This is a genomic window from Bacillus sp. MC1252 (genome assembly GCF_056838025.1).
Genome location: NZ_CM166369.1, coordinates 2484705 through 2509732, shown reverse-complemented (window position 1 = coordinate 2509732; position 25028 = coordinate 2484705). Strand labels below are relative to the sequence as shown.

Annotated in this window: 27 protein-coding genes, 1 tRNA gene and 1 other annotated feature (1 of these 29 only partly in view); of the genes, 22 read left to right on the top strand and 6 right to left on the bottom strand. The window is 40.8% G+C overall.

From position 1 onward, the window contains the following. Positions 1-49: 49 nt before the first annotated feature. Positions 50-493 (bottom strand): YslB family protein, encoded by a 444-nt coding sequence (locus ACYH0L_RS12910; protein ID WP_099726937.1) that lies wholly within the window; start codon positions 491-493, stop codon positions 50-52. Between the two features lie 283 nt (positions 494-776). Here ACYH0L_RS12910 and ACYH0L_RS12905 point away from each other — a divergent pair, with 283 nt between their 5' ends. The 4 genes from ACYH0L_RS12905 to ACYH0L_RS12890 all read left to right on the top strand — a co-directional run bounded on the left by ACYH0L_RS12905 (position 777) and on the right by ACYH0L_RS12890 (position 4530). Beyond that, a complete protein-coding gene (locus tag ACYH0L_RS12905; protein WP_007501622.1) occupies positions 777-1385 on the top strand; it encodes a succinate dehydrogenase cytochrome b558 subunit in 609 nt (202 codons plus the stop codon). Positions 1386-1422: 37 nt separating this feature from the next. Continuing rightward, positions 1423-3183 (top strand): succinate dehydrogenase flavoprotein subunit, encoded by a 1761-nt coding sequence (sdhA, locus tag ACYH0L_RS12900; RefSeq protein ID WP_099726938.1) that lies wholly within the window; start codon positions 1423-1425, stop codon positions 3181-3183. Between the two features lies 1 nt (position 3184). Next, complete coding sequence (sdhB, locus tag ACYH0L_RS12895; RefSeq protein ID WP_099726939.1) at positions 3185-3949, top strand: succinate dehydrogenase iron-sulfur subunit; 765 nt, start codon at positions 3185-3187, stop codon at positions 3947-3949. A gap of 122 nt (positions 3950-4071) precedes the next feature. After that, the gene (locus tag ACYH0L_RS12890) at positions 4072-4530 is read left to right on the top strand and encodes an acyl-CoA thioesterase (RefSeq protein ID WP_256498882.1); all 459 of its coding nucleotides are present in this window, start codon (positions 4072-4074) and stop codon (positions 4528-4530) included. A gap of 185 nt (positions 4531-4715) precedes the next feature. Here the strand turns inward: ACYH0L_RS12890 and ACYH0L_RS12885 are convergent, their stop codons facing one another. Beyond that, on the bottom strand, positions 4716-5675 hold the full coding sequence (locus ACYH0L_RS12885) for a Kiwa anti-phage protein KwaB-like domain-containing protein (protein ID WP_256498881.1): 960 nt from the start codon (positions 5673-5675) through the stop codon (positions 4716-4718). Positions 5676-6485: 810 nt separating this feature from the next. On the opposite strand from ACYH0L_RS12885, the gene ACYH0L_RS12880 reads away from it, so the two are divergent. Further along, the gene (locus ACYH0L_RS12880; RefSeq protein WP_256498880.1) at positions 6486-7205 is read left to right on the top strand and encodes a biotin--[acetyl-CoA-carboxylase] ligase; all 720 of its coding nucleotides are present in this window, start codon (positions 6486-6488) and stop codon (positions 7203-7205) included. A 26-nt stretch (positions 7206-7231) separates the two neighbouring features. On the opposite strand, the gene ACYH0L_RS12875 is transcribed toward ACYH0L_RS12880, so the two are convergent. Continuing rightward, positions 7232-8362 carry a 2-methylaconitate cis-trans isomerase PrpF family protein gene (locus ACYH0L_RS12875; protein ID WP_099726941.1) on the bottom strand — a complete coding sequence of 377 codons (1131 nt, stop codon included), beginning with the start codon at positions 8360-8362 and terminating at the stop codon, positions 7232-7234. 135 nt (positions 8363-8497) lie between these two features. Between ACYH0L_RS12875 and ACYH0L_RS12870 the strand changes: the two genes are divergently transcribed. From ACYH0L_RS12870 to ACYH0L_RS12825, 10 genes are all read left to right on the top strand, one after another. After that, positions 8498-9358, top strand: coding sequence for a LysR family transcriptional regulator (locus tag ACYH0L_RS12870; protein ID WP_099726942.1), 861 nt, complete (start codon positions 8498-8500; stop codon positions 9356-9358). A 152-nt stretch (positions 9359-9510) separates the two neighbouring features. Continuing rightward, positions 9511-10827, top strand: a complete 1317-nt coding sequence (locus tag ACYH0L_RS12865) for a CitMHS family transporter (RefSeq protein ID WP_099726943.1) — start codon at positions 9511-9513, stop codon at positions 10825-10827. Between the two features lie 205 nt (positions 10828-11032). After that, positions 11033-11257 (top strand): spore germination transcription factor GerE, encoded by a 225-nt coding sequence (gerE, locus tag ACYH0L_RS12860; protein WP_003184172.1) that lies wholly within the window; start codon positions 11033-11035, stop codon positions 11255-11257. Between the two features lie 149 nt (positions 11258-11406). After that, complete coding sequence (locus tag ACYH0L_RS12855; RefSeq protein ID WP_099726944.1) at positions 11407-11847, top strand: MarR family winged helix-turn-helix transcriptional regulator; 441 nt, start codon at positions 11407-11409, stop codon at positions 11845-11847. A gap of 7 nt (positions 11848-11854) precedes the next feature. After that, positions 11855-12673 (top strand): glutamate racemase, encoded by an 819-nt coding sequence (gene racE / locus ACYH0L_RS12850; RefSeq protein WP_268254812.1) that lies wholly within the window; start codon positions 11855-11857, stop codon positions 12671-12673. 101 nt (positions 12674-12774) lie between these two features. After that, positions 12775-13836: a GerMN domain-containing protein gene (locus ACYH0L_RS12845; RefSeq protein WP_099726946.1), complete on the top strand. Its 1062-nt coding sequence runs from the start codon at positions 12775-12777 to the stop codon at positions 13834-13836. A 151-nt stretch (positions 13837-13987) separates the two neighbouring features. Further along, positions 13988-14716 (top strand): ribonuclease PH, encoded by a 729-nt coding sequence (gene rph / locus ACYH0L_RS12840; RefSeq protein ID WP_099681411.1) that lies wholly within the window; start codon positions 13988-13990, stop codon positions 14714-14716. 10 nt (positions 14717-14726) lie between these two features. After that, the gene (locus ACYH0L_RS12835; protein ID WP_180275499.1) at positions 14727-15329 is read left to right on the top strand and encodes an XTP/dITP diphosphatase; all 603 of its coding nucleotides are present in this window, start codon (positions 14727-14729) and stop codon (positions 15327-15329) included. Positions 15330-15343: 14 nt separating this feature from the next. Then, entirely contained in the window at positions 15344-15868 is a 525-nt protein-coding gene (locus ACYH0L_RS12830) for a YfcE family phosphodiesterase (RefSeq protein WP_482354085.1), read from the top strand. A gap of 120 nt (positions 15869-15988) precedes the next feature. After that, a tRNA-Arg gene (locus tag ACYH0L_RS12825) sits at positions 15989-16062 on the top strand. Positions 16063-16363: 301 nt separating this feature from the next. Here the strand turns inward: ACYH0L_RS12825 and ACYH0L_RS12820 are convergent. After that, on the bottom strand, positions 16364-16708 hold the full coding sequence (locus ACYH0L_RS12820; protein WP_099726951.1) for a hypothetical protein: 345 nt from the start codon (positions 16706-16708) through the stop codon (positions 16364-16366). Positions 16709-16844: 136 nt separating this feature from the next. Next, positions 16845-17237: a VOC family protein gene (locus ACYH0L_RS12815; RefSeq protein ID WP_099726952.1), complete on the bottom strand. Its 393-nt coding sequence runs from the start codon at positions 17235-17237 to the stop codon at positions 16845-16847. A gap of 299 nt (positions 17238-17536) precedes the next feature. On the opposite strand from ACYH0L_RS12815, the gene ACYH0L_RS12810 reads away from it, so the two are divergent. The 6 genes from ACYH0L_RS12810 (at position 17537) to ACYH0L_RS12785 (ending at position 22329) form a co-directional block, all read left to right on the top strand. Continuing rightward, complete coding sequence (locus tag ACYH0L_RS12810) at positions 17537-17686, top strand: teichoic acid D-Ala incorporation-associated protein DltX (RefSeq protein WP_223251640.1); 150 nt, start codon at positions 17537-17539, stop codon at positions 17684-17686. A gap of 14 nt (positions 17687-17700) precedes the next feature. Continuing rightward, positions 17701-19206 (top strand): D-alanine--poly(phosphoribitol) ligase subunit DltA, encoded by a 1506-nt coding sequence (dltA, locus tag ACYH0L_RS12805; RefSeq protein ID WP_256498869.1) that lies wholly within the window; start codon positions 17701-17703, stop codon positions 19204-19206. Continuing rightward, entirely contained in the window at positions 19203-20387 is a 1185-nt protein-coding gene (gene dltB / locus ACYH0L_RS12800; protein WP_099726954.1) for a D-alanyl-lipoteichoic acid biosynthesis protein DltB, read from the top strand. The genes dltA and dltB overlap by 4 nt, the downstream gene beginning before the upstream one ends. A 21-nt stretch (positions 20388-20408) precedes the next feature. After that, on the top strand, positions 20409-20645 hold the full coding sequence (dltC, locus tag ACYH0L_RS12795) for a D-alanine--poly(phosphoribitol) ligase subunit 2 (protein WP_044331457.1): 237 nt from the start codon (positions 20409-20411) through the stop codon (positions 20643-20645). Then, positions 20645-21811 (top strand): D-alanyl-lipoteichoic acid biosynthesis protein DltD, encoded by a 1167-nt coding sequence (gene dltD / locus ACYH0L_RS12790; protein WP_230031010.1) that lies wholly within the window; start codon positions 20645-20647, stop codon positions 21809-21811. The genes dltC and dltD overlap by 1 nt, the downstream gene beginning before the upstream one ends. Before the next feature lie 95 nt (positions 21812-21906). After that, the gene (locus ACYH0L_RS12785; protein WP_099726956.1) at positions 21907-22329 is read left to right on the top strand and encodes a YkvA family protein; all 423 of its coding nucleotides are present in this window, start codon (positions 21907-21909) and stop codon (positions 22327-22329) included. 82 nt (positions 22330-22411) lie between these two features. On the opposite strand, the gene ACYH0L_RS12780 is transcribed toward ACYH0L_RS12785, so the two are convergent. Then, on the bottom strand, positions 22412-23455 hold the full coding sequence (locus ACYH0L_RS12780) for a lactonase family protein (RefSeq protein ID WP_256498868.1): 1044 nt from the start codon (positions 23453-23455) through the stop codon (positions 22412-22414). 434 nt (positions 23456-23889) lie between these two features. Here ACYH0L_RS12780 and ilvE point away from each other — a divergent pair, with 434 nt between their 5' ends. Beyond that, positions 23890-24804, top strand: a complete 915-nt coding sequence (gene ilvE / locus ACYH0L_RS12775; protein ID WP_256498867.1) for a branched-chain-amino-acid transaminase — start codon at positions 23890-23892, stop codon at positions 24802-24804. Positions 24805-24812: 8 nt separating this feature from the next. Next, positions 24813-25028, top strand: a binding site (T-box leader); it runs 31 nt beyond the window's last position.

The following is a 25028-nucleotide window of genomic DNA, read 5'->3' as shown; positions in this document are numbered from 1 at the left end:
GGCATATAAAAAAGGCGTGACGCGAAGTCCTCGCCTTTCATAAGCAGTGTTAGCTAGGGTCTCTTAAATCCCATTTAACGGTTAAAATGACTTTATCAGCACGCTTTTTCACTTGCTCATAGGATTCAGCAACGTGCTCATTGAGAAGCTGAATCTGTTCAGCAATAAAACCGGCCTCCATTTGAAAGCATGGCTCTTTTTGATAGGTGAGTCGATTCGATACAAGTGGACCTTCGAGCTCAAACTCAATTTCCTGTTTTTTAGAATGGACCATCGTGAGAGTCCCCCATCCGGCATCATGGAAAAATTCGGGGATATTCTCCCATGACTCTTGAGGAAATTTACGAGCAAGCAGCTTACCCGCAAAATACATCATAGATGAATGATCCTGACCAAGAATGTCAGGCAGCAGAACTTCGCGTATCAGCTCGTAGGCAAATCCATTGACTTCAATCTCTTTTAGCTGTTCTAAGTTAGATTCAAATTTATTCATTGTACGGCTCCCCTCTTTCAACAATTTATTATAGCTTATGTGGGCATATGATGACAGAGTTTTCCCTGAAGTCTAAGAAATTCTTATTGTAGTAAAACGAATTTTGATTTAAAACTTTTAAATTTCGGAAAATTTTAATTTATGTACGCGGTTTCTTGACGCTTTTTTGACATAGGAGTAAAATGAAATTGTCAATAAATTTGAATAAAGTGCTTACATTTGAAAGAAGCGGGGGTAAGACAATTTTCAAGCAATTGCACTTTTTTTACTAGGGGGTAAAGTAATGTCGGGGAACAAAGAATTTTTTTATCGGAGATTGCATTCTTTGCTTGGCGTCATTCCGGTCGGTCTATTTTTAGTACAGCACTTAGTGATTAACCACTTTGCGACAAATGGACCAGAGGCGTTTAACAAAGCTGCACACTTTATGGAACAGCTTCCATTCAGATATGCACTTGAGCTGTTCGTGATTTTCTTACCACTGATCTATCATGCTGTTTATGGGGTGTACATAGCCTTTACGGCACAAAACAACACGTCACGCTTCAGTTACTTAAGAAACTGGTTATTCAGACTGCAAAGGATTACAGGTATCATCACATTGATTTTTGTCACTTGGCACGTATGGGAAACACGAATTCAAGCTCAGCTTGGAGCTGAAGTAAACTATGACATGATGGCGAATATTTTAAGCTCTCCATTTATGCTAGGCTTCTATATTGTCGGCGTTTTATCTACTATTTTCCACTTTGCTAATGGCTTGTGGTCATTTGCTGTCAGCTGGGGAATTACCGTTTCACCACGCTCACAAAGAATCTCCACATATGTGACATTAGGTATATTTATAGCGCTTTCATATGTAGGGCTAAGAGCAATTTTCGCTTTTGTTTAAGAGGAAATAGATTAGTAGAAGAGGGAGAGGGGCTACAATGAGTAATTCTAGCATCATCGTTGTCGGAGGCGGCTTAGCAGGTCTCATGGCAACTATAAAAGCAGCAGAAGCGGGAACAGCTGTTAAATTATTTTCAATCGTACCTGTGAAACGTTCGCATTCTGTATGTGCACAGGGCGGAATTAACGGAGCGGTGAATACAAAAGGTGAAGGGGATTCACCTTATGAGCATTTTGATGACACAGTATATGGCGGAGATTTCTTAGCCAACCAGCCGCCAGTAAAGGCAATGTGTGAAGCAGCGCCGTCCATTATCCACTTACTTGATCGTATGGGTGTGATGTTTAACAGAACACCAGAGGGATTACTGGACTTCCGCCGCTTCGGGGGAACACAGCACCACCGTACAGCATTTGCTGGTGCCACAACGGGACAGCAGCTATTATACGCACTGGATGAGCAAGTTCGCCGCTATGAAGTAGCAGGGCTTGTCACGAAATATGAAGGCTGGGAATTCCTTGGCGCTGTTTTAGATGACGAGGAAGTATGCCGAGGCATTGTCGCGCAGAACTTGACGACAATGGAAATTGAATCCTTCCGTTCAGATGCTGTGATCATGGCGACAGGCGGTCCTGGAATCGTGTTCGGTAAATCAACGAACTCCATGATTAATACTGGATCAGCTGCATCAATCGTTTATCAGCAAGGTGCTCATTATGCAAATGGAGAATTCATTCAAATTCACCCAACAGCGATCCCAGGAGATGACAAGCTTCGTCTCATGAGTGAATCAGCTCGTGGTGAAGGCGGACGTGTTTGGACATATAAAGACGGGAAGCCTTGGTACTTCCTTGAAGAAAAATACCCAGCATACGGGAACCTTGTACCGCGTGATATCGCAACGCGTGAAATCTTCGACGTATGTGTCGAGCAAAAGCTCGGCATCAACGGAGAGAACATGGTATACCTTGATCTTTCTCACAAAGATCCAAAAGAGCTTGATATTAAGCTTGGCGGAATCATTGAAATCTATGAAAAATTCATGGGTGATGACCCTCGTAAGCTTCCGATGAAAATTTTCCCTGCTGTCCATTACTCAATGGGCGGATTATGGGTGGATTATGATCAAATGACCAATATCAAAGGTTTGTTCGCTGCCGGAGAATGTGATTACTCTATGCACGGCGGAAACAGACTTGGAGCGAACTCCTTGCTTTCTGCGATTTACGGCGGAATGGTCGCAGGACCAAATGCTGTGAAGTACGTTAGCGGTCTTGAAAAGTCTGCGGAAGACCTCTCTTCTGCAACATTTGACAGCGCCGTGAAGAAAGAGCAGGAGAAATGGGACAACATCCTCAGCATGGATGGCACAGAAAATGCGTACGTGCTTCATAAAGAGCTTGGAGAATGGATGACGGATAACGTGACAGTGGTTCGTTACAATGACAAACTCTTAAAAACAGATCAGAAGATTGAAGAACTGATGGAGCGCTATAAGCATATCAACATCAACGATACAGCATCATGGAGCAACCAAGGCGCTGCCTTCACGCGTCAGCTTGACAACATGCTTCAGCTGGCAAGAGTCATTACGATCGGGGCATACAACCGGAATGAAAGCCGAGGCGCACACTATAAACCGGAATTCCCAGAAAGACACGATGAAGAATTCCTAAAAACAACGATGGCTACGTTCAAAGGGAAGAATCAAAAGCCTGCATTCCACTATGAGGACGTCGATGTATCGTTAATTGCACCTCGTAAACGAGATTACTCGAAGAAAAAGGTGGAGAAATAAGATGAGTGAAAAAAACACGATTCAATTCATTATCACACGTCAAGATACAGCAGATGGAAAGCCTTATGATGAGGAATTCGAAATCCCTTACCGTCCGAATATGAACGTCATTTCCGCCCTCATGGAAATTAGACGTAACCCGGTCAATAAAAAAGGTGAAAAAACAACGGCCATCAACTGGGATATGAACTGTCTTGAAGAGGTGTGTGGAGCTTGTTCCATGGTCATTAATGGAACACCGCGCCAGTCATGTACAGCTTTAATTGACAAGTTAGATCAGCCGATCCGTCTCCAGCCGATGAAGACATTCCCTGTTGTGAGAGACTTGCAGGTTGATAGAAGCCGTATGTTTAATTCCTTGAAAAAAGTCAAAGCATGGGTGCCAATCGATGGCACATATGACCTTGGACCTGGACCAAGAATGCCTGAGAAAAAACGTCAATGGGCGTATGAGCTTTCTAAATGTATGACATGTGGTGTCTGCCTTGAAGCTTGTCCAAACGTGAATGATAAGTCTTCCTTTATGGGCCCTGCACCGCTTTCACAAGTTCGTTTATTTAACGCACATCCGACAGGTGCAATGAATAAGTCTGACCGTCTAGAAGAAATTATGGGTGATGGCGGTCTAGCGAACTGCGGGAACTCCCAAAACTGTGTGCAGTCTTGTCCGAAAGGAATCCCGCTGACAACGTCAATTGCAGCACTAAACCGAGATACAACATTACAAGCTTTCCGTAACTTCTTCGGAAGCGATCACGCAGAATAACATCACATTCAGTCCTCTTTGCCAATCATGATGAGTGTTTAAAGAGGCTGGATGCAACATATAAACAAACGCCTCTTCCAATACGGGAGAGGCGTTTTGTTTCCAAATAAGGAGATGATCAAGTGAGACTGCCGTCATATATTGAAGAACCGTTTGAAGAGTGGAGGGCATCCTTTCGATTTTATGTCGAAACCACCGTTCGTTTTTCAGAAACGGATATGTTTGGCCATATGAACAATGTCACCCCTTTTGTGTATTTTGAAGAGGCACGAATTGCCTTTTTTCAAAAGACGGGAATTGTTGATAAACGGATGAAACGTGTGAGGGAGACCATGACAGTCGTCGCAAACCTGCAATGTGATTACATCAAGCAGGTAGAGATTGGGGAGAGGCTTCGTGTGTATGTCAAGCCGGAAAAGGTCGGATCAAGCTCACTCATCCTTCATTATTTAGGAGAAAATGAGCAGCAGGAACCTTGCTTTACAGGCTCAGTCACCATGGTGCAAATTAGTAAAGACACAGGCGCATCTGTCCCGTTTACAGAGGAAGAAAAAGAGGTGTTTAAGCTGTACATTAAATAGCCTAAATATATGTGTGGATTAGATCAATTTAAGTAATTTAAATTGTTATCCGAAACTCGAATGTATCAATTTGAGAAGAGACATTTATAATAGTTTTACTTTAAAATATATATCATACCTGTTATAGAATAGTTATGGATTAATGCAATCCATAACTATTCATTTCGATATTCAACTCATAATCATCAAGATTGAATTTTAGATTTGTTATGAACTCTATACTTTTCATCAGTAATTAACGAAGCAACAAAATTATCCAATAGAACATCAATTACTACTCTTGCTTCCTCTTTAGTCGTGCATTCGATTTTACCTTCAGAATTTAAATTTAAATTTATCATGCCCTGGTTAATTAACTCGCTGATTCGATCAGTACGAATTTGATCAATTTGATAAGTGGCAGCTTTAGCAAGTTTTTTCTGAAGGCTAACAGTTGATTGAATAAATTCATTCAAATTTTCAGTACCAGAGAGTAAATTTAAAGATTCTAATTGACTAACTACTGTTTGTGCTGCTTCACGAAACTTCTCATAATATCTGAAGAGATTTAAAATCTTGTTTTCCTTAAGTAAAATAACATGCTGATTAAAAATAATACCGTCCCACTGGTCATCAAGAAATAACTTTTTATCCCTGTTCTCATCTATAACATAACCATCCCGTGTTGCTAAATATTTAAGAATTGTTCTTTTCTTTAACAAAACACTTTCGTTTATAACTTTAATAAAATAAATATCTTCTTCTAGTACTGTGAGCTTAGCGATAATACATTTTGGTTTGAATTTATCATTGTTTATATAGTCTCTAGCATTTTCATGGTCAACTTCGTTTTCGATGTGACTTTTCCATTGTTCTAGCTGGCTTAGAGTATCTAATTGTAAATATCTTTTGAAATACTCTCCAGGTTCATCTGTATCGTTAATATTAATTAGTTCATACTCTTTAAGAGTATTCAATATATTTTTAGTTCCAGTAAACACCCAGTCCCTAACAGAAACGTCTGTTAATATTTCAGCTGGTTCTGTATCATCATATATTGTGGTAGTTCCTTCTTTTAGTATAGAGCCAATTATAAATAACTGAAAATTGGGTGTTGCGCTTAAGGTATCTAAATAATTGTTTATTTGAGTTAGTCTATCAATCATCCGCAATTTGCCCCTTTGAGATTAAAATTTCGTTTGAATCTAAACGATAACTTATGATTTTTTTTCCAATTCTGATATTACTAGTATGATTTTTGTCTGTAATGATTAGATACTTTCTATTAGTACTTTCTATTTCGTATAGGCGTTTTCCAAGAATGAATAGCAAGGGATTTATATATAGTAGATCGCTAAAAATAGATAACCAAAAAATTAAAATTATTAAAATTATAAAAATTAAAAAATCATTTATAGTATTTGTGCTTAAACTTAACAGTGGTAAAATATATGTTACGAGATATACTAGTACATCTTTATCTCTAGAATGAATAGTTTTAATGTGTATATCAATTCTTGCAATTTCTTTTTTTAATGTCTGTTGAATTTCGAATCTAATATAAAGAGAACATAAAATTGATATTACAAACATAAAGAGGGAACTCATTGATAACAAATAATTGTAAAGCTCAGTATTAAATAACTGATTCAGTTGTAGCCTTTTAAGATAAAGAAAGAATGAGTAAGTGTTTTTGAAATCGAAAAATTTAACAAATAATATTAGAAACAAGGGTGTATATGCAGAAAACAGTAACATAACTTTGTACCACAATGGACTTCTCATCAATTAGCCCTCCTAGGACGTATTTATAATTATACTAAAATTTTACAATATGATAAACAGGAACGTGTGTTCTATTTATATTAGCATTTTTTTAAAACGGAGTATACCTTTATTTCTTTTTAGTCAAGATTTTTTGGCAGTCTAAATTATAGTGAAATTTGTTATGAATAATTTATTAAGAAGGGGTAAACATGGACATTTTTCGTTATGACACCATTGATAGTACAAATAATGAAGCAAAAAGGCTTATGCAAAAAGGAGAGAATCCCTCATTTGCTGTCTATGCACGCCAGCAGACAGCAGGAAGAGGCAGACTCGGCAGGCCGTGGGAAACACCTTTAGGGAATGTGGCGGTGACCATGACAGTCTTACCGCCAGCAGAACTCTCCACCCAGTCAACGATTGCCCCGCTGACGGCACTAGCAATCTATGATGTACTCAAACCACTCATGAGAGCTGGGGATCAGCTGGCGATCAAATGGCCAAATGATATTCTCATTAATGAAGCAAAGGTATCGGGCACATTGATTGAAGCGGACCGCAGCGCCATCTATATCGGTGTTGGCATCAATGTAGAGACAAAGCCGGAGCATGTCCCGTACAAAACCATTTGCTTATCAGAGCTTTCAGAGGTGAAAGCCGATCAGCTTGTGAAAGAACTGGCAGTGGCTTTTGAAAAATACCATACACGCTGGCAGAATGAAGGATTTGAAGCACTTACTGCCCTCTACAACAAACGATTATTTCGTCTGAATCAACCGCTTCGCATCTCATTAGATCGAGAAAAACAAACATGGCAGGAAGGGATTTGCTGCGGTGTGAACCGCTATGGTCATCTCCAGCTAAAAGATGACCAAGGACATATAAAAGCCCATTCTGCCGGTGATATTGATGCCCCTATGCAAAAATAAAAAAGCAGACGATATTCTCGTCTGCTTTAAGCTTCTTTTTTAATATGATGCTGAATCATATAGTCTTGTTTCGTAAAGACCACCCCGTCCAGAATTTCTCTTGCGGTTCGAATGACCTTGACTCTGTTTTGAGACACGTCAATTTCAGTTTGCATAATACCAGCAGGATGCCCAATTCGAAGCGTATCATGTTGACCATGATAAAGCTGTGCAGGAAGCGTTTCTTCCATAAAGCAGCTTGCTGACACGCAGACAGAGCCGGTAATGGCAAGTGCTTGGTGTGGTCTTTGCATCGATAGCATACGAACGATGATGTCCATATCTGCTGCTCGTCTCAAGATTCCATTTGTATCTACATAATCAGCAGGCTCGCTTATGATTGCAAGCTTTGGAACAGCTGGAGACTGTAATGTGGCCATTTCCTTTGGTGCAAAGAGACACATTTCAGCAGCGATGGAACGAATTTCTTCTAAATCATTCAGTAAATCGTCTGTAAACTCCTCAGGCAATTCAGTTCCTTTTAGATGAATATCTTTGGCACGGATAAAGGCAATTGGATTTGCAATGTCAACGATCGAGATTGGAATCTCTCCAAACTTTGTTTGAATCGTATCAATTTTGTTTCCAGTCGGAAAGGTTTTACCTGTGACAGCGCCTTCAGGTTTCTCAAAAGATAAATAAATGGGAGAACCAGTCCCTTTTACTCCTGGAATTTCTGCATGTCCTTCAAATTTAACCTCACCATTTTCGACTTCTACCTCTGCCACAATAATTTTATTCGTGTTGGTATTGAGGATACGTACAGTCGTGATGGGCTCAACCGCTTGAACAAATCCTTTAATGATGGCATATGGACCTACAGCTGATGAGATATTCCCGCAGTTTCCTTTAAAGTCTACATATCTTTCATTAATACTGACTTGTGCAAATGTATAGTTTACATCCACATCTGGACGAGTCGCTTTGTCGATGATCGCTACTTTGCTTGTTAAAGAATTACCGCCGCCGATTCCATCGACCTGCAGCCGGTCAGGACTGCCCATAATGTCTAAAAGAAATGCCTCGAGCTCATCGTGTTCATATGGTGCATCGTTTGCTTGAATGAATACCCCTTTGCTTGTACCGCCTCGCATAATAGTGATTGGAACTTTTCTCATTGCTCTCACCCTCAATTTTTAATGAACTGTTTATCTAACCAAAATGGTAAAGTATAATAAGAAATAAGTTAAATACATTATTTTGAAAGGAATCGATAAAAATATTTTATAATTAGTAAAAAAGGAGGGCATACAATGGATGAAAAGGATTGGCGATTTCTAAAGGTACTTTATGAAGAAAAGAACATTACAAAGGCGGCAGAAAAATTATTTGTCTCGCAGCCTGCCTTAAGCTATCGATTGAAGCAGCTTGAAGAGGAGTTTGATATGAAGCTTTTCTTCAAAAGAAAACGAGGGATTGAATTTACGTCAGAGGGTGAGTACTTGGCTGAATACGCAAATGACATGCTCAAACAGCTCCAGCAAACGAAAGATGGTATGCTCAATATGCAAAAAAAGGTCAAAGGAACGATCCGGTTAGGGGTCTCAAGTAATTTTGCCCAGTATAAACTGCCAGAAATTTTAAGAGAATTTTCTAAGCAGTATCCACATGTTCAATTTATGGTGAACACAGGCTGGAGCACAAAGGTAATGGATCTGTTAGGGACATCCAGTGTACACTTAGGGATTTTAAGAGGAGATTACGATTGGAATGGAGAACGGTTTTTGCTCGATAAAGAGCGGCTTTGTATCATTTCAAAATCAGAAATACAGCTAAAGGACCTGCCGAAGCTGCCGCTCATTGACTATCATACGGACAGCTCATTAAAACGATTGATTAACAGATGGTGGCAGGAAACGTTCACAATGCCTCCCCTCGTGACAATGGAGACAGACCGTCAGGATACATCGAAAGAAATGGTGAAGCATGGTTTAGGCTATGCCATAGTTCCAGAAATTTGCCTCAGACCAAGTGATGAGCTATTTGTAAAAGGTCTTTCGTATAAAGATGGACAGCCCGTTTTAAGAGATACATGGCTTATGTACCAGCCAGACTCGCTTCATTTGTCGGTTGTGAAAGCGTTTATTGAGTTTTTAAGAAGTCAGCAAGGTTAATTATAAAAGAAATTTATTGAATAAACGAAAAAATCAATATTTTCATTATAAAAAAAGCTATTATATCCTTGAAATAGAAAGCGCTAACATTCCGGTCGCAAGTGCAAGGGGTGCTTGTTGATCGTGTAAAGAAGAGGATGGAGGGATATAGAGTGCTAGCTATTTTAGGGATCTTGATGGTCTTGACATTTACATTTCTCATTATGACAAAACGAATGCATCCGGTGGTGGCTTTAACCGTTATACCGATCATATTTGCATTGATCGGTGGATTTAACAGCGGATTAGGGGACATGATGCTTGATGGACTCAAAACTGTTGCACCATCTGCTGCTTTATTGTTATTTGCGATTTTATTCTTCGGTGTCATGCTGGATGCTGGATTGTTTGATCCTTTGATTAAACTCATTCTACGTATTGTGAAAGGCGATCCTGTCAAAATTGCTTTTGGGGTAGCGATTTTGTCTATGCTTGTTGCATTAGATGGTGATGGGACAACAACGTACATGATTACAGTATCAGCTATGCTGCCACTTTTCTTAAGAATTGGGATGAACCCGCTGATTTTAGGAACGATTTCATTATTATCATTAGGAATTATGAGTGGTATGACGCCTTGGGGCGGGCCAGCTACTCGTGCAATCGCTGCGCTTGGATTAGATGCCGCTGAATTTTTTATTCCATTACTCCCGACGATGTTAGGGGGCGCTCTTTTTATACTTTTTACTGCATATGTACTTGGGAAAAAAGAACGGAAGCGAATTGGTATTGCTGAGATTCAGCACAAAGAAGAGGTATCCATCTCTCCTGAATTGGCTGCGTCAATTGAGGATGGCGTAGAGGATATGAAGAGACCAAATCTGATTTGGGTCAACTTTTTCCTGACGATGGCTGTCATGACCACACTTGTCTTCGATATCGTACCGATTCCTGTCCTCTTTTTAATTGGATTTGTCATCGCTCTCATGATCAACTATCCAAAAGTTGAAGACCAGCGTGAGCGAATTTTATCGCATGCAGGAAATGCATTAACGGTCATTACACTTGTGTTTGCAGCAGGAATTTTCACAGGGATCTTTTCGGGGACAAAAATGGTTGAGTCGATTGCCCATTTAGTGATCTACTTAATCCCGGATTCCTACAGCTCATTTTTCCCGCTGATTGTCGCTTTGACGAGTATGCCATTTACTTTTGTTCTTTCAAATGATGCTTATTATTTCGGAGTGCTGCCAATCTTGGCTGAAGCGGGCGCAGCTTATGGCATTGATCCGGTGGAGATTGCGCGCGCCTCTATTATCGGACAGCCTGTCCATTTACTAAGTCCACTTGTGGCCTCAACCTTACTTCTTGTCAGTATGCTGAACAAAGATATTGGTGATTTGCAAAAATACGCACTATTATGGACTGTGTTAACCGCCCTTTTTACAACACTGATCGCTCTGTTAACAGGAGCCATTTCCATTTTTTAAATACCCGTTTGAATAGGACGATGTCTCGATAGGAGACTCGTCCTTTTTTGTGCTGCTCTAAGTGTATGAAAATGGACGCTGATCTGCGGGAATTCTTGATTTTAACGTCACCTACCTCTGGTACGCGGCATATGATATCTCGACTATACAGAATCCCATTCTATAGAGACTAGAGCTCTCACCTTAGCAAGGAGGGTTACAATACTTGAAGGAGAAAGAGTTTCAATCCAAGCCGCTATTAACCAAAAGAGAAAGAGAAGTATTTGAATTGCTCGTCCAAGATAAAACAACAAAAGAAATTGCAAGCGAGCTTTTTATTAGCGAAAAGACTGTTCGAAATCATATTTCGAATGCCATGCAAAAGCTAGGAGTTAAAGGTCGTTCACAGGCCGTAGTCGAGCTTCTGCGTATGGGTGAGCTAGAGCTCTAACGTCAGCCGGTTTTCCTTCCGCATTGGGGAGGAACCGGTTATTTCTATTTGATTTCCTTGAGTCTCTTCTTGCATTTTCTTTGAAAAACGAGGAAAATAGGAATGTACATTTTAATCAAAGTGAGATGCTATAGTGAGGTATCAATGAAATGGAAACGAATGAGTTCGACCATGTTGCAGAGATTGAAAAATCATTGCGCCATATTGCCGCAATTATTAAGCAAAAAGGCAGAGAAATCCTAAATCAATATACGATAACACCTCCTCAATTTATAGGGCTCCAGTGGCTTTATGAATTCGGAGATATGACAATAGGCGAGTTATCACAAAAGATGTATTTGGCTTGCAGCACGACAACCGATTTAATTGATAGAATGGAAAAAAGTGAACTTGTCGAACGGGTGAAAGACCCTTCTGACCGCCGCGTGGTTCGCATTCATTTATTGCCTGAAGGCGAGCGGATCATTCAAGAAGTGATTGTCAAACGCCAAGAATACGTCAGTGAACTTCTAGGGGCTTTCTCAGAAGAAGAAGCCATCGTTTTCAATCAATCTCTAACGAAACTACAGCAGCAAATGAAAAGAAAATGAGGCGATTTTGTTGGATCAACCAATCGGCGTCATTGATTCCGGCGTTGGCGGTTTAACCGTTGCAAAGGAAATCATGAGGCAACTGCCAAAAGAAAAAATCATTTACGTAGGCGATACGAAACGATGTCCGTATGGCCCTCGGGAAGAAGAAGAGGTTCTACAATATACATGGGAAATGGCGCATTACTTATTGAGACATCATCATATTAAAATGCTTGTCATTGCATGCAACACAGCGACGGCGATTGCGCTTGATGAAATTAAAGCAACGCTCGATATTCCGGTCATTGGCGTGATCCAGCCCGGAGCCCGCACAGCAATCAAGGTGACAAGCAATCAGCATATTGGTGTCATCGGAACTGTCAATACGATCAAAAGCGAGGCCTATAAAGAAGCACTGCTTTCTTTAAAAGCAGGTCTGACGGTTCAAGGTCTGGCTTGCCCGATGCTTGTCCCATTTGTCGAAAGCGGTACGTTTTTAGATCAGACAGCAGATGAAGTGGTGAAAGCCTCTCTTGAACCGATGAAAGAAACAGGAATTGATACGCTCATTCTTGGCTGCACGCACTATCCTATTTTAAAAGAGCCGATTCAGCGTTTTATGGGCAGTGATGTGAGCATCATTTCATCAGGTGATGAGACAGCTAGAGAAGCAAGTACGATTCTTTCATATAAAGGGCTGTTAAATGCTTCTAAGGAAGAGCCTGTCCATACATTTTACACAACAGGGCAGCAGCAAAATTTTCAAAACATCGCTCGTGACTGGTTCGGCTACCTGCCAGGTAAGGTCGAGACCGTGTCACTCGAGCAGGTATATCAGCAATAACCCGCTTCTACATGAAGTGGGTTATTTTTTTATGAAAAGGGTCTAATCCTCTTAGGGAGCTCGTATACATAGTAGTACAAACTACTAGAGGAGGGTGAAGTATGCTGAAAAAAGGAACTACAGCAGCTGTGACGTGTATCGCGTCAGCCATGCTTTTATCAGGATGCGGATTGTTTCAAACAGACCAAGCGAAAACAGAGATTGATCCACCACAAAATGTCACATATGTGAAAGAAAATAAAGAAGACAAACAAACAGCCAAAGAAGGAAAAGAAGAGAAGCAGGCAGATACGGTTATGAGAGAATTATATTTAATTGATAAAAACGGTTATGTCGTGTCTCAATCCATTCCGCTGCCGAAAAACGAAGGAAGTGCCAAACAAACCCTTGAATATCTCGTGGATGGAGGACCCATCTCCAACCTGATGCCAAATGGATTTAGAGCCGTCTTGCCAGCTGACACGAATGTATCTGTCGATATTAAAGACGGAACGGCGGTTGTGGATTTTTCAAATGAATTCAAAAACTATAAAAAAGAAGACGAACAGCGCATCCTGCAATCTGTCACTTGGACGTTAACACAGTTTGATTCGGTAGCCAAAGTCAAATTGAAGATGAATGGACATGAATTAAAAGAAATGCCTGTGAACGGCACCCCGATCTCAGATGATTTAAGCAGAGAGGACGGCATTAATATTCAGCACGAGGCTGCCGCTGATATGACATCGACAAAGCCAGTGACCGTCTACTACTTATCTGAATCTGACGAGCAGACGTACTACGTTCCTGTCACAACAAGAGCGCCAAAAGACGAGGATGATCCAATTACAGCAGCCATTGATGAGCTCGTCTCTGGACCAAGTAAAACAAGCCATTTGCTCACAGACTTTGATCAAGACGTGAAGCTGAATGATGTACCAAAAGTAAAAGACGGCCATGTGACACTTGATTTCAACGAATCCATTTTTGGCAGTGCCGATGAAAAGAAAAAGGTCATTTCACAAAAAGTTCTTGATAGCATTGTCCTCACATTAACAGAGCTGCCGGATGTGAAAAGCGTATCTGTGAAGGTTAACGGAAAGGCAGAGCTTGTGAATGAAAAAGGGGCAGAGCTCACAAAGCCAGTTTCAAGACCAGAACAAGTGAATACAGGTAGTTTTTAACGTCACACATTGATATAATGGAGAAAAAGAGGCATGCATATTCGCTGCCTCTTTTTTATTCCAAGCGATTAGAACCGATCAAGGTTGTCTAAGTTAGTAGGAGAACCCCGCTGGCACCCGCGCGGAATGTATATCGTAACGGAGGTAAATCATGAGATTAGATGAAAGACAATATGACGAATTAAGAAAAATTGAAATAGAGGCAGGCTACATCACGCATCCAGAGGGCTCTGTCTTAATCTCAGCGGGAAATACGAAGGTGATTTGTAACGCATCAATCGAAGACCGCGTACCTCCTTTTTTAAGAGGAGAAGGAAAAGGCTGGATTACAGCAGAATATAGCATGCTTCCAAGAGCAACAGCACAAAGAACGATGAGAGAATCTTCTAAAGGAAAAGTCACGGGACGTACAATGGAAATTCAACGCTTAATTGGACGAGCACTCCGCGCAGTCGTTGATTTAGAAAAGCTTGGTGAACGCACAATTTGGATTGATTGTGATGTGATTCAAGCAGACGGCGGAACACGGACGGCGTCCATCACAGGTGCATTTGTGGCCATGACACTTGCGATTCAAAAGCTTCGGGCTGAAGGAGTCATGAAAGAAAACCCAATCACTGATTATTTAGCGGCGATATCCGTCGGAATTGATTCTAAACAGGGGCTTCTGTTAGATTTAAACTATGAAGAAGATTCTTCGGCTGAAGTGGATATGAATGTCATCATGACAGGCGCTGGACGCTTCGTTGAACTTCAAGGCACAGGCGAAGAAGCGACATTTTCAAGAGAGCAGCTAAACGGACTGCTTGATCTAGCCGAAAAGGGCATCAAAGAATTAATTGAAAAGCAAAAAGCAGTGACAGGAGAAGTCATCGAATAACTAGAAGGGTTTGATCAGGATGAAAACAGCGATCATTGCAACGCATAATCCGGGCAAAGCGAAAGAATTCAAAGCCATTCTTGAGCCAAAGGGTTTCACGGTCAAAACACTAGCAGACATCGGATTCTCAGAAGAGATCGAAGAAACAGGACAAACCTTTGAGGAAAATGCGATCATCAAAGCCGAGGCTATTCAGGCCAAAGCAGGTGAAATGGTGATTGCAGACGATTCCGGTTTGTCGATTGATTATCTGGGCGGGAAACCTGGCGTTTATTCAGCAAGATACGCTGGTGAGCATAAAGACGATGCCGAGAATGTAAGGAAAGTGCTGAGCGAGCTTAAAGGAATTGAAAAAGAAGACCGCACAGCCAGATTCAGATGTGCCCTTGCTGTCAGCACACCGGGCAAAGAAACAAAGACGGTAGAAGGATCAGTAGAAGGCTTCATCGCAGAAGAACCAATCGGCGAAAATGGCTTCGGATACGACCCGATTTTCATCGTCAAAGACAAAGACCAGACGATGGCCGAGTTATCACCAGAGGAGAAAAACAAGATCAGCCATCGAGCGGTCGCGCTTCAAAAGCTTTCATCATTGCTAGACGCAAATGAATAAGGGGGAATGAAGCCATGAAGATACTCATCATTAGTGACAGTCATGGACTCACAGACGAGCTTCAAACCATTGCTGAACGGCATGCGGCTGAGGTAGACATGATGATTCACTGCGGAGATTCAGAACTCGAAACGAACCACCCAGCACTCCAAGGATACAAAGTCGTCAAAGGAAATTGTGACTTTATGGGCGATTTTGAAGAAGAGCTCCTGCTCCCCCTTGATGGAGGCGGAAAACTATTTCTCACTCACGGACATCTGCATGGCATCAAACAATCCCTACTTCAAGTCTACTACCGTGCAGAAGAGCTAGGCGCAGACATTATCTGTTTTGGCCACTCGCACATCCCAGGCAGTGAGCTGCTAAGAGGAAAGCTCCTCATTAACCCAGGCAGCGTGCACCTGCCAAGAGTGCGCAAAGAGCGCAGCTATGCTATACTGACACTAGATGGAAGCGAAGCAAACGTTCAATTTTACACGGACGAAGGTCTAGCGATACAAGACCTCGAAAACACCGTGACATTGGAAGGTATTTCATAAGGGTGCAGCATCTGCCCCTTATGAAAAAACTTTCGAAAAACCGTTGACTTTAAAGAACAATAGTAATATAATAAATCTTGTCGCTGAGGTAATCGAGCGCAGCGCACTACATAACAACATGTCCCAGTAGCTCAGCAGGATAGAGCAACGGCCTTCTAAGCCGTCGGTCGGGAGTTCGAATCTCTCCTGGGACGTACTAAATTAAAAGCCTGAAACCCTTTATTATCAAGGATTTCAGGCTTTTTTGTTTGTTGGAACTTAAGTTCGTTTATCGCTTCAAATTAGGGTTTTGGGAGCGGATTTATTTTTAAGTATTTCCGTTGCCTGTTTTTGTATCAAAGAAACTATCGAAATGGGTGGCTGATTTCTGATCAGCTTCTTCAATGACATGAGCGTAAATGGATCAAAAATGTATAAAATGAAAATAGGCTTATATATGAAGGCAGCAACAAATATATTCAAAGTAGAAAAGCCCTTCCGATTTGGAGGGGCTTTTCATTGTGATTCATCGCTGTCCAATTCCCATAATTCTTGACCGTCTGCTAAATATATTTCGTTTGGCGGCTCTTTATAAAGAGAAATTTCTACTAATGAGCTTTTTCCTGTACTAATCCAATCATATATACTACTTTCATTATGAGTAGGCTGGGTCAAAACTTCTATGACCCTAAATGCAACAGCATAGTATTCTGTATAATTTGCATCATCATCCTCTAAAACGTTATCTGATTCATAGAGTGTGTCTGGTTTACCAACGATCTTTAATCCATTTTCCCAAACTAATATAAGTTCTTTCCCTCCATTTTCATCTAATGTTTTTATTAAAGAGTTATATTCCATAGTTAATCATCCTTTTAATTCATTCTAATGGTTTTGAAGGGACTATATGAGCACCGTTTTTTGAATAATGAGGTCACTTGTTATTGGTTGATTTGTACAAAAGGCCAATGCAGTATTCTTTCGAGTTAAATTCGAATCATGGTGCTACCAATTCAACTTTAATTCTATCAGGATCTTCGAAATAAACTGCGTAGTGTGTATCGCCGCCTGCGAAGGGGTGTGTATCGGTATAAAGAATTTTAACCCCCTTGGTTTTTAACTTTTCAGTCATATGATCTACTTGCTGCCGGGAGCTGGCATGAAAAGCTAAATGGTTTAGACCTACTCTGCGTCTATGATAGGGTATGTCCATAAATCGTTCTTCAGTTTGTACGAAAACGATATAAGTTTCACCCAATCTCCAACTTCGACCGCTTTCCCAAGTTTGATAAGGCTCGTAGCCTAATTCTTCTAAAAACCACTTCCAAAAAATAATTGAATTCTTTAAATTTGAAACATTTAGCTCTATATGATGAACAAGCCCTTTCATACGTTAACCTCCCTAAGTAGATATTAATTATTTTATATACATCTCAATGTATCCTAATTCACATCAAGACTAAAGTAGAATTTTGCTACCCCTCGACAGCTTTCACCAATTTTAAGGCAAATTTAAGCTTCCATTTCATTTCAAATACATTAAATCTTTGTTACAATAAGACAGCTTTGCCTAAGGTACGTTCATATTTTCGACATCTTTTTTTTATGATTTCTTAAAATTTTTATGTTTTGATATGAAACTTTTAGATGATCGATGTCGTCTTTATAAATGTCAAAAGAAAAGAGGTTATCAATATGCTATTCAAAAAGCTATCAGAAAATAAGTCTGTAAAATGGATAGGATATACAAGTTTTTACTTACTTATTTTTCTATTATTGTTTTTTATTTACGGATTCCATACAGCAAATACGGGATCATTCATTTACAACGATTTTTAATTGGAGATTAGACTATGAAACTATTACACACGATTCATGAATACCAGCAAACAAAACCGACACAGCCAGCATTTGTTTCTCAAGATGCTTCGATCACATATGATGAGCTTTGGCGTCTATCAGACCAAATGGCTGGTTCGATTGATGCAGTCGCAACTGACAGTGCACCTGTCATTGTATACGGTCATATGGAGCCAGAGATGCTGATTTCTTTCTTAGGCAGTGTGAAATCAGGCAGACCTTATATTCCGGTCGACATCTCAATACCTGTCGAGCGTATTGTCTCGATTATTGAAAGCTCCAAAGCCAGTCTATTGATTTGTGCAAATGAGCAGACAGTACTGGATGTAGAAGAACACATTGAAGTGAAGAGTGCGGCATCGCTTTTAGCACTTGAAAAAGAAGCACCACCATCCACGCAGTGGGTTCAACAGGATGATGTTTTTTACATCATTTATACGTCTGGCAGTACCGGAAAACCGAAAGGCGTTCAGGTAACAGCCAATAATTTAGAAAGCTTTACAGAATGGATGTGCCGAGACTTCCCAATTGGTGAGGGACGCACGTTCTTAAACCAAGCACCCTTTTCTTTTGACTTATCAGTGATGGATTTGTATCCAGCGCTTCAATCAGGCGGCACGCTTTACTGTTTAGTGAAAGATCTTGTGAATAAGCCGAAGGATATGTTTGCAGCACTTGGTCAATCTGACGTTGAAGTGTGGACATCAACACCTTCCTTTGTGCAAATGTGCTTGATGGATCCTTCCTTTACAGGTGAGCTTTTACCAGAGCTGAAAGTTTTCTTGTTCTGCGGAGAGGCACTTCCTGTATCTGTAGCAAGTGCACTCCTTGAGCGCTTTCCAAAGGCGCAGGTCTTTAATACGTATGGTCCGACTGAGGCAACTGTTGCGATCACATCAATTGAAGTCACCCAGGCCATTCTTGATCAGCATGATTCTTTACCAGTCGGCTATGCGAAGCCTGATACAGATATCGTCATTTTAGATGAAGAAGGCAAGAGCCTTCCTGATGGTGAAAAAGGGGAAATTGTCATCGTGGGGCCAAGCGTCACGAGAGGCTACTTAGGTGAACAAGCCTTAACGGATCAAGTGTTCTTTGAATACGAAGGACGTCCTGCTTACCGCACAGGTGACGCAGGTGTGAAACAGGCTAGGTTAATTACGTGCCACGGTCGTCTGGACTATCAAATTAAGCTGCATGGATACCGGATGGAGCTTGAAGAAATTGAATATCATGTGAGTGAGACAACTTATGTCAATGCTTGTGTGATTGTGCCGTTCCAGCCCAACGGTCATGTGGAGTACTTGATTGCAGCGATTGTCCCAGCAGCGCATTCATTTGAAAAAGAATATCAGCTGACAAGTGCGATTAAGAAAGAAATGGCGGATTCACTGCCTGCGTACATGATTCCAAGAAAGTTTGTCTATCTTGAGCAGCTGTACATGACGCCAAACGGGAAGGTTGACCGTAAGAGAATCGCGAAAGAGGTTCTTCTATGATTCCGTTTAGTTCATTCTTTTTCTTCATTCTCATTGGTATTCTTCTTTTGCCGACGATCATTCTTGGTCTTCGCGGCAAAAGAATGCAGGGCTACAACATGTTTGCAACGGTTGTGGCGCTCACGCTTATTTTCTCAAAGGATGCACATGGCGCACTGCTGCTCTTCTTATTCACAGTGTGGCAAGTCTTGATCATACGCCTGTATCTTGCGTACCGGCTAAAAGCGAATCAAGCATCTGTATTCTATATAGCAGTGGTGGCATCTATTTTGCCGCTTGTGCTATCAAAGATCTTACCGTTCTTTTTAACTCATCAGCCGCATCACCCGCCGCCAATGAACTGGCTGAGCTTTTTAGGGATCTCGTACTTAACATTTAAAGGTGTTCAGTTAATTATTGAGACAAGAGACGGCTTGATTAAGAAGAAAATGCCGATTCATCGTTTGGTCTATTTCATTGTCTTTTTCCCGACGATTTCATCAGGTCCGATTGATCGTTACCGCCGTTTTGAAAAGGATATGGATACGCCGCCTGAAAAGGGAGCATACAGTGATCTTCTATACGCAGGTATTCATAAAATTTTTATCGGCTTCTTATATAAGTTCATTGTTGGCTATCTGATTCACACGTATATTCTGATGAATATTCATCATATTAGCAGCAGTCACTTTGTTCAGCAGTTGACGTATATGTATGCCTACAGCATGTATTTGTTCTTTGACTTTGCTGGCTATACAGCGTTTGCTGTGGGTGTGAGTTATATCATGGGCATCAAATCACCAGAAAACTTTAATAAACCGTTTATTAGCCGGAACATTAAAGACTTCTGGAATCGCTGGCATATGTCCTTGTCCTTCTGGTTCAGAGACTACGTGTTTATGAGATTTGTGTTCTTTATGACAAAAAAGAAGTGGATCAAGAACCGTATGGCCGTATCGAATATTGGGTACTTTGTCCTCTTTTTATTGATGGGGGCTTGGCATGGACTCGCACTTCAATATATTATTTACGGACTATACCATGCAGTTGTCATGTCCGGTTACAATTTATTCGAGAAATGGAATAAAAAGCACAAGTGGTGGCCGGATAATAAGGTCACAATGGTTGTGTCGATCATTATTACATTCCATGTGATTTGTTTCGGATTTTATATTTTTTCAGGAAAACCATTTCATCATTAATGATTAAGGGAGTAGAAAATTATGGAATTTAAAAATCAAGTATACGGTATTATTGCAGAGGTTTGTCAGGACGACGTTGTGAAAGAAAATCCAGAGATTGCGATTTTTGAAGAAGGTCTTCTTGATTCATTTGGTACAGTAGAACTGCTGATGGCGATTGAAAGTCAGCTGGGAATTACTGTTCCGATTACAGAGTTCGATCGTGATGTATGGGATACACCGAGCCACATTGCTGAGCAGCTGGCAGAGATGAAGTAATGAAAAAGCGTTTTTTTGGGCCGCTTATTTTAGCGGCTGTTCTATTCATTGGTGTTCTTCTTGTACCAAATGCATGGCTCTCACATCTGATCCCAAAAGACAAATTACAAAAGTCAGCTACAGAATTAGATCCAGGGATGTTCCAAGGGCTTTATTTACAAGATGAAATGCTAAAAGATCCAACTTATTTGCCGATCTATGGATCTTCTGAACTATCACGTTTTGATCCATATCACCCTTCGAATTTCTTTCATGAGAATCCTCAAGGGTTCACACCTTACCTTGTTGGAAAAGGTGGATCGCAATCATTAATTCATGCGATGAACTTCGCAGCGCATATGGATGAATTAAAAGGGAAAAAGCTTGTGTTTATCGTGTCCCCGCAGTGGTTTGTGAAATGGGGATCTGACGAGAATCACTTTGCACCTAACTATTCAGCGCTTCAAGCACTTGATCTAGCCTATAATAAAGAAATTGATCCTGCTGTGAAAAAAGAGCTGATCAAGAGAATCATGACGTTTAAAGCAGTGAAGAACGACATGATCATCACAGAGCTTTTTAAAGCAGAGCTTTCTGGGAACAAATTCGCTTATGGCGCGATTTCTCCTATTGCAAAAATGTATTATGGCATGCTTCAAAAGAAAGACATGTACTATACAATTGGATCAGGGAAAGAGCGTAAGCTTCATCCGTCTCCATCAGTCAAAGGAAAAACATGGACTGAGCTTGAAAAAGAAGCAAGTGTCTTAGGTGCGAAAAAAGCAGGGAACAACCCGTTTTATATTAATCAAAAACTGTTTGAGCGCAAGCTGAAACCGATCATGAAAAAGATGAAAGATTCTCGTGAAGATCACTCTTATGCGGAATCACCAGAATACAAAGATTTTCAAATCATGCTGGATATTTTAAAACAGGCAGGGGCAAAGCCTTTGTTTGTGACGATTCCTGTAAACGGAAAATGGTATGATTACACCGGTTTCCCGAAAGAGGGACGTACAGAGTATTATGAAAAAATCAATCGTCAAATTCGAGATAACGGGTATGAAGTCGCAGATTTGACTTCACATGAGTATGATCCCTATTTCTTTAAAGATACGATTCATGTGTCTTATAAAGGATGGGTGTATATCGATAAGGCGATCGAAAAGTTTTACAAAGAGCAGTAGAATGCAGCGGCTTTCTGCTGCTTTTTGTTTGTCGAATGGGCGGATATCTTGTATAACTAAGGTGAAAGGGATATGCTGAATATGGAGGCGATATGATGAATCGTTCTGAGAAAAAGGAACTATTAAAGCGTTCGAAGAAGCATTTTAATGATCATGCCTTTTGGGAAAAGTTAAAAAAGACGGCACAAAAAGCTGGGGTCTCTCTTGTCTATGCTGTGCTATTACTTTACTATACATTGCAAAAAACCGAAGTACCTGTCAAAGCGAAGACCCTAATCATTGGAGCACTCGGATACTTTATCCTTCCAATTGACCTCATCCCCGATACTTTGATCGGTGTCGGCTACACAGATGATTTAGGTGCGATTACATTTGCTCTCCTTCAAGTCGCGATGTACATTGATGACGATGTAAAAGGAAAAGCAAAAGACAGGCTGGCAAAATGGTTCGGTGAAAAATCCGATACGTCTTTAATAGATCAAAAGCTTGAGGATGGCGGTATGCCGTCTGTACGCTGAAAAGAAGACAAAGGGCTAAAATAAAGTTCATTTTAGCCCTTTGTCAACAATCTGAAGCCTCCACACACGGAGGCTTTTTTCATTATCCTAAAAATTTCACGCAAACTGGATGAGGGACGGTGATGTCTGATTGTAAGACAGTGAGTCGCCCTGTTTCTTTGTCGCGTTTGTATAATACAAGGTTGCTAGATTCTTGATTTGATCCGACGAGGAATTCTTCTGTTGGATCAAGCACAAAGTCTCTAGGCCAGTTTCCTTCAGATGAAGCAATCTCGACAAGACTTAATTGGCCTTCAGCGTCTGTTTTAAAAATCGCAATGCTGTCATGGCCGCGATTTCCCGCATAAACAAATTGGCCGTCTGAAGAGACATGAATGGCGCTGCCTTGATTGTTCTCTGTAAAGTCGCTTGGAATGGTCGCAATCGTTTGGACTTCTTCAAAATGACCATCTTCAAAGTAACGAAGCACAATCACCTCTGAGCTTAGCTCTGTCATCACATATGCCACTGGCTGTGTTGCGTGGAAAGTGATGTGACGAGGCCCGCTGCCTGGTTTTGTTTCAAATGTATGCGCGAGCTCCAGCTTGCCGTCTTCTTTCTTATACGTATAAATGCCATCCGTTCCAAGGTCAACAGCCACTGCATATTTTTCATCTGGTGTCAGACCCATAAAGTGAGTGTGCGGTTTTTCCTGACGGTCTTCGTTAGGTCCAGTTCCTTCATGCTGCGCCTGTGACAGCGTGCGGATCACTGAGCCATTTTCAGCATCGATTTCATACATCTCTGCTGTTCCTTTATGATAGTTCGCTGTGAAAGCTGTTTTTGTTTGACTGTCCAAGCTGACGTGACAAGGAGAAGCGCCATCGGCAAGCTCTTGGTTGATGAAACTCAGTGCACCGGTTGTAGCATCAATTTGATACGCAGCAAGACCGCCCTGCGACCCTTTTTTCACCACAGCGTACACAAACTTTTGATCCTCTGACACGGTTAAATATGTAGGATTTTCGAGTTCAGCAGCGACTTCTACTTGTTCAATCTGCTGCTTGTCTGTATTTAATGTAAAGGAATAGATACCTTTACTGTCTCCCTTTGTATACGTTCCGATATAACCTCTGATGTTAGCCATGTATTGCCCTCCTTCTATTAGATGGTCTCATTCTATCATAAAATCATAGGAAAACGCTTTAGAAAGGCATACTGAAGGAAAAAACAAGCGCAATGAAATCTAACAACATTCATCAAAAATCATGTGAAAAAATATCACAAAAGTTTGTTCAAATCAAAACTGTTCATGTAAAGTAAATAAATTGAAGAAAAAATACAAAAAATTTTAAGTTTTTTCATTCCTTGTCTAGCAAAGGTGTAAGCGTATACATTTTATTTTGATTAGTCTAAATTGTCTAATAATTTTAAAAATGCTGTTGACACTGTATGGAAAGCGGCGTAAGATGGGTTCAACAAAAGCTAAAACAAACACGCTGAGCAAGCGTCAGACACTTCAATATAAAATGTCTGAAAATTCAACTACTTTTTGTTTGAAAGAGAGGGTGCTCACTGAAAATGGAAGACCAAAAGGAACAGTGGATCTTTTTAAACGATGAACTCGTGAAAAAAGAGGATGCGAAAATTTCAGTTTATGATCATGGCTTCTTATACGGTGACGGTGTGTTCGAAGGGATACGCGTGTATAACGGAAATATCTTTCGAATGAAAGAACATTTAGATCGCCTGTATGATTCCGCCAGATCCATTATGCTGAACATTCCATATTCACTTGAGGAACTCACGGAAAAAATGATTCATACAGTTGAAAGGAACGGCCTAAAGGATGCCTATATCCGCCTTGTTGTCTCAAGAGGTGCGGGTGATCTTGGTTTAGATCCTAACAACTGCGGGAGAGCCAACACAGTGATCATTGTAGAGCCGCTGGCCATCTTTCCAAAGCACCTATATGAAACAGGGATTGACATTGTGACGGTACCGACGAGACGAAATCGTCCCGATGTACTGAGTCCAAAAGTGAAATCATTAAATTATTTGAATAACATCCTTGTCCGAATCGAAGCCCATATGGCCGGTGTGAGTGAAGCGCTGATGCTGAACGATCAAGGGTACGTGGCAGAAGGTTCTGCAGACAATGTGTTTATTTATAAAAAAGGTAAGCTCTATACACCGCCAGGCTATATCGGCGCTCTTGAAGGCATCACAAGAAATGCCATCATGGAGATTGCAGAAGACTTAGGCTACGAAGTGAAAGAAGAACCATTCACAAGGCACGATGTGTATACAGCAGAAGAAGTTTTTCTAACAGGAACCGCAGCCGAAGTAATCGCCGTTGTAAAGGTTGACGGCCGTACAATCGGTGAAGGGAAACCTGGAGTTCACACAAACAAACTTCTTGAACAATTCCGCAAGCGAGTGGTTGAAGAAGGAGAAAAAGTCATTTTTTCAGATGAAAACATTCACGCAAGCTAAATAGATATCGATAAACGTTGAAGAGGACTAGTAGCTTTAGAGTCAGTATCTACAGAGAGCCGGTGGTAGCTGGAAACCGGTGTTACTTTCTAAAGTGAACTCACCTTTGAGTGTCTGCTTGAAATGATAGTAGGGCAGACCGAGTGACATTGCTCACTCGTTACCAAAATGGATGAAAGATGTCCATGAGACGGCAGCTGAATTTGCCGTGAACAAGGGTGGTA